Consider the following 5,563-nt stretch of genomic DNA (forward strand, 5'->3'; position numbering starts at 1 on the left):
TACTTCATGTACAACCATCATTTTAAAGGCGAAGCTATAATCACGTTGTGTGCGTTTAACTCGTTGTTCTTGTGCATGTTCCATAAAATAAGTCTCTTAAGGTGTAAACTTATTTCAGGACGGGACAGAGATTAAAACAAAAAAGCCTAAACCGATATCGATTTAGGCTTAAGTTTTACAGTGCTTTCACACTTCCCGCGACATGCGGTTTTTTGTTTTTGCTATTTCGAATTGCAAACTCGGTATCTTGTCCAGTTTGAGCCGTTAAAAACTCAACTTGTGATGGGAGATACATCGGCAGTTTAAACCAGACATCTGCTTCATACGCATCTGGCAAAGTTAAGCTCGACAAAGCTTTGGCTTTACTCCACATACCATGTGCAATGGCTTGTTTAAAACCAAACGCTTTAGCGGTTACAGCATGAATATGAATCAAGTTAAAGTCACCAGAAGTCAACGCATAACGGCGACCGGTATTTTCAGAAACATTCCATTCAGCTTGAACTTGCAACTCAGCTGACTTTGTTTCGGTAGATTTTGCCGCAGCTTTGTTCTCTGTTTTTTGACGTGCTAAATACGTGGTTAATGATTCTACAACCACTTCATCGCCCACTTTTGCAGTGGTAATAAAGTCAAATTGCACACCTTTATCATGTGGCTGTAATTCACCAAATTTGCATGACAATGACAGTGTTTCATTCACACCAACTTTGCGATATTGCTTCACTTGGTTACGAATATGTACCAAACCTAAGATCGCAAATGGAAAAGCTTCTGTGGTCATCATATGCATTTGCAAACTTTGAGAAAGCACAGCCAAATAAATCGCTGGGATATAACCATTGTTTTTAAAGCTACACACTTCGTTATAAGCTTTTAAATGTTTTTGATCGACCTTAAATGAATCCACCACATATTCAACTTGCGGCAGCACTTTTTCAGCTTTAGGCTTTTTAAAAATCAAGCCTTGAATCACTTTTGGATAGGCTAAATAAGGTTTTGGAAGTTGACTAAAATGGCGAGTATTCATACTAAACCTTTGGAAGTTTTATCTTTATAAAGTTCCCTTCCTTTTAAAGAAGGATATTTTAAATCCCCCTCATCCCCCTTTGATAAAGGGGGACTTCTCCTCTCTTTTTCAAAGGGAGGTCGGGAGGGATTAATTAAGCCCCTAACAAGCTTTGACCACACACACGTACCACGTTACCGTTCAAGCCAGTCGACGCAGTTGAAGCAAACATCGCAATCGTTTCAGCAACATCCACAGGTAAACCACCTTGACTCATCGAGTTCATACGACGACCTGCTTCACGGATTGCAAATGGAATCGCAGCAGTCATTTGCGTTTCAATGAAGCCCGGAGCAACAGCGTTAATTGTTACGCCATTTTTCAATAATGGAGCAGTAAATTTAACCACACCAATTACACCTGCTTTAGAAGCAGCATAGTTGGTTTGACCTAAGTTACCTGCGATACCTGAAATAGAAGATACGCACACAATACGACCATTTGCATTGAAGCCATCATTTTCAAGAAGGTATTCATTTACACGCTCAATCGCAGACAAGTTAATGTTAATCACCAAGTCCCAAAGCTCAGGCTTCATATTGGCCAAAGTTTTGTCACGGGTAATCCCTGCATTGTGCACGATGATATCCAAACCACCTTGAGCAGCTGCCGCCGCTTTGATTTTTTCACCGGCATCGCTTGCAGTAATATCAATCGCGAGCGTAGAACCGCCAATTTCACCTGCAACACGGTCAAGGTCAGCTTGCTGCTGTGGAACGTCCAAACAAATGACATGCGCGCCATCACGTGACAATACATGTGCAATTGCTTCACCAATACCACGGCTTGCACCTGTTACAACAGCTGTTTTGCCTGCAAGCGGTTTATTCCAGTCAACATCCACAACATCTGCTTTCGAAACACGAATCACCTGACCCGATACATAAGCTGAACGTGGTGAAATCACAAAACGTAATGCAGATTCTAAGTTTGCTTCAGCACCTTCGTCCACATAAACTAATTGTGCTGCAATCCCTTTCTTAAACTCTTTACCCACTGATTTTACAAAACCTTCTAATGCACGTTGTGCAATGGCTTGTTTCACAGTTTTCGCAGTCTCTGGTGTTGTACCAACAACGACAACGCGACCAGACGCCTGAATTTGACGTGCGATTGGGTTAAAAAAGGCATATAAGGCATGCAATTGTTCTGAGTTTTGAATACCTGAAGCATCAAACACCACAACTTTAAACTTAGACTCTTTATCGCCTTCGTTGAATGCGCTTAAGTTTAGACCTGATTTTGCCGCAGCTTGTTGTAATTCAGCATTATTGCCTGCATAGCTATTGGCATGAATATTCGCCAAGACTTGTGCAATAGCACCAGATAATGTTGAAGCAGGCGCTGCACCGAATAAAACCGCACCTTTAACTACAGGTGTTGCAGACTCAAAACGCTCTAAAAAAGTCGGTGATGGTAAACCTAAATTTTTGATGACAAATTTACCAATAGGAGATTTTGCAAATGTTTGGTATTGATCAGTCATGTTTATTATCTCTCATACAGATTAATTTTTGATGGATCTGAAGATATCCCTTTAACTTCAAGATGATGTCAGATACTTATATTTCAATAGTTCCATCAGTTTCTATGGAATCATACTTGAGTTAAACCGCAGATGGCTTGACCTGAATGCTTTAGCGAATGTCATTTTAGTCAATTTACCCCTTTGGTGAATATGCTAATGTAGCCGTCAAGAAGATCATCAACATGCTTGGAAAAGCCTTATGAGCAAAACAACTCAAGAAAATCCAGCAGTCGAAAGTCCGACTACGGGAACTGTGTCAAATACATCAAAGAGTACGCCACGTACCGCTAAAAGTACGGGCACAGCAACCAAGTCTACAAGTGATGCCGCTAAAATAAGCCGTCCTCGTCGTGCATCTACACGTACTAAGACACCCGCTTCAAACCCTAAAACAGCTTCAAAATCAACAACTCAAACGTCTGTTCAACAGGATAATACCATGAGTCAAAACACAGTTCGCCGCGTTGCTATTATTGGTGGTAATCGTATTCCTTTCGCTCGTTCTAACGGCGCTTACTTCACTGCATCGAACAGCGATATGTTCACAGCTGCATTAAATGGTCTTGTTGAACGTTTCAACCTTCAAGGTCAACGCCTTGGTGAAGTTGTTGCTGGCGCCGTGTTAAAACACAGTCGTGACTTTAACATGACCCGTGAGTGTGTACTCAATACCGAACTTGCTCCTGAAACACCTGCTTACGATATTCAACAAGCATGTGGTACAGGTTTACAAGCAGCTTTCTTGGTTGCTAACAAAATCGCATTGGGTCAAATCGAAGTGGGTGTTGCTGGTGGTGTAGATACAACCTCTGATGCACCGATCGCTTTTGGTGATGGCTTACGTAAAGCTTTACTTGAATTGAACATTGCAAAAACAGGTAAAGACCGCCTTAAAGCATTAACTAAAATTAATGTTAAAGATTTGATGGATGCACCGAAGAACGGTGAACCACGTACAGGTCTTTCTATGGGTGATCATCAAGCGATTACGACGCTTGAATGGGGTATCTCTCGTGAAGCTCAAGATGAACTTGCTGCATCTTCACATCAAAAAATGGCAGCAGCATATGAAGAAGGTTTCTTCGATGACCTTATTACGCCATTCCTTGGTTTAGAACGTGACAACAACTTACGTGCAGACTCTTCTGTAGAAAAACTTGCGAAGTTAAAACCAGCATTTGGTAAAGGCGATGCGCGTACGATGACTGCGGGTAACTCGACTCCACTGACTGATGGTGCGTCATGTGTCCTTCTTGCCTCTGAAGAATGGGCAAAAGCAAACGGTCACGAAGTTCTTGCTTATTTAACTTTCCAAGAAACAGCGGCGGTTGACTTTGTAGAGAAAAAAGAAGGCTTATTGATGGCGCCTGCGTATGCAGTGCCTCGTATGCTTGAACGTGCAGGTATTACGCTACAAGATTTCGATTACTATGAAATTCATGAAGCGTTTGCATCTCAAGTATTGTCTACACTGAAAGCATGGGAAGATCCAAAATTCTGTAAAGAACGTTTAGGCTTAGATGCGCCATTGGGTTCAATTGATCGTTCTAAATTGAACGTGAAAGGCTCATCTCTTGCTGCAGGTCACCCATTTGCTGCAACTGGCGGTCGTATTATCGCAACTGCTGCAAAACTATTGAACCAAAAAGGTTCAGGCCGTGTACTTGTATCGATCTGTGCTGCGGGTGGTCAAGGCGTAACAGCAATTATTGAAAAATAATTAATCTGCACTATAAAAAAACCGCTCATATGAGCGGTTTTTTTATACCTATACATTAGAAGCGGTAACCCACACCCAAATAAGTAATTAATGGATCAATATCCACTTTTGTAGATGAATGAATCATCTGTTGCCCAGTCGTTTCATTCAAAACTTTAATCGTTGCCTGATTATTAAGTTTTGCATATGACACTGATGCAACACCATACCAGCTAGGAGTAATGTCATAGGTAAAACCAGCGGTTACAATTGGTGCGATAGCCGTATCGGTATCTACATCAACTTTCATGCGATAGGCATCACCATTCGCATCAGTACTCACTTTACGATCTAGAGCTGCGCCACCTTTTCCATCTAACATATTTTGGATCATATGACCCGCCACTTGTAGATCTGCCTCAATGCCTTTATCTAATTTAATTTCGTTAAAGTAAGCATACATAATGCCCGCCCCTACATATGGACGGAACTTATTCACACCTGATTTTCCGAATTGATACTAAACTTCAAGCGCCGGTGTCCAAGCACGCGCTGTAGAAGCTTTTTTACGTGCCCCAAGATTGGTAATTTCAATAGCTTGTGCTAATTCAAACTCAGATATACCCGCTATCTGTAATATAGAAGTTGGTGGCAATATTGCAGTTCCAGATAATGGTGCATTAATAATACCCACACCTTTAATATCGACTTTAGGTGGAATCCCGCCTATCATCTGTAATGAAACATTATCATTAATATAATAATTAAATGTTAAACCTAAAGTATCTACATCATCTGCTTCTAAGCCTGTACCCTGATTAGTCCATTGATCAAGCCCTCTAATTTCAGCATCTCCTGATTCTGTAGCAACTAGATTACCATCCTCATCCAAAAAACCCAGTGCATACCAATCATCAGGCTGGTCTAGCATTTCCTCAAATACTGGAAATAATATGTCTTTGCCTATCATACCCTCTGGTAAACCTGGAACTTGTGCATCCCCATCTATTGATCCGAGTAATGAACCTAGAGAAATAGTACCAACAGGAATTGTAGTCACTGGAGATACAGCAGTACGAATATTAAAAGGATTCGCCTTACCTTGCGGCATCACATGCATCCAACCCGCAGATACAGAAAATGAACCGTACCGGGTTTGTCGGAGACATTTTTATTTAAGTTAGGCCACGTGACCTAACGGGTTAATCTTATCATAGTACATTGCTTCAAACTCAAAAGGCGATACATAACCCAATGCGCTGTGTAC

3 protein-coding genes and 1 pseudogene are annotated in these 5,563 nt (G+C 41.3%); 1 reads left to right on the top strand and 3 read right to left on the bottom strand.

Features of this window, described 5'->3' with window-relative positions; translation table 11 throughout:
• Positions 1-175 precede the first annotated feature (175 nt).
• Positions 176-1,030 carry a MaoC/PaaZ C-terminal domain-containing protein gene (locus tag FTU17_RS16655; RefSeq protein WP_180136065.1) on the bottom strand — a complete coding sequence of 285 codons (855 nt, stop codon included), beginning with the start codon at positions 1,028-1,030 and terminating at the stop codon, positions 176-178.
• A 133-nt stretch (positions 1,031-1,163) separates the two neighbouring features.
• The gene (locus FTU17_RS16660; protein WP_180041156.1) at positions 1,164-2,555 is read right to left on the bottom strand and encodes a 3-oxoacyl-ACP reductase; all 1,392 of its coding nucleotides are present in this window, start codon (positions 2,553-2,555) and stop codon (positions 1,164-1,166) included.
• 241 nt (positions 2,556-2,796) lie between these two features.
• Between FTU17_RS16660 and FTU17_RS16665 the strand changes: the two genes are divergently transcribed.
• Entirely contained in the window at positions 2,797-4,317 is a 1,521-nt protein-coding gene (locus tag FTU17_RS16665) for an acetyl-CoA C-acetyltransferase (RefSeq protein WP_180136067.1), read from the top strand.
• Between the two features lie 55 nt (positions 4,318-4,372).
• On the opposite strand, the pseudogene FTU17_RS16670 reads toward FTU17_RS16665, so the two are convergent.
• Positions 4,373-5,437: pseudogene (locus FTU17_RS16670) on the bottom strand (OmpW family protein); the annotation flags it as partial.
• Positions 5,438-5,563 lie beyond the last annotated feature (126 nt).

This window comes from Acinetobacter sp. YH12070 (assembly GCF_013419625.1).
GTDB classification, from domain to species: Bacteria; Pseudomonadota; Gammaproteobacteria; order Pseudomonadales; family Moraxellaceae; genus Acinetobacter; species Acinetobacter amyesii.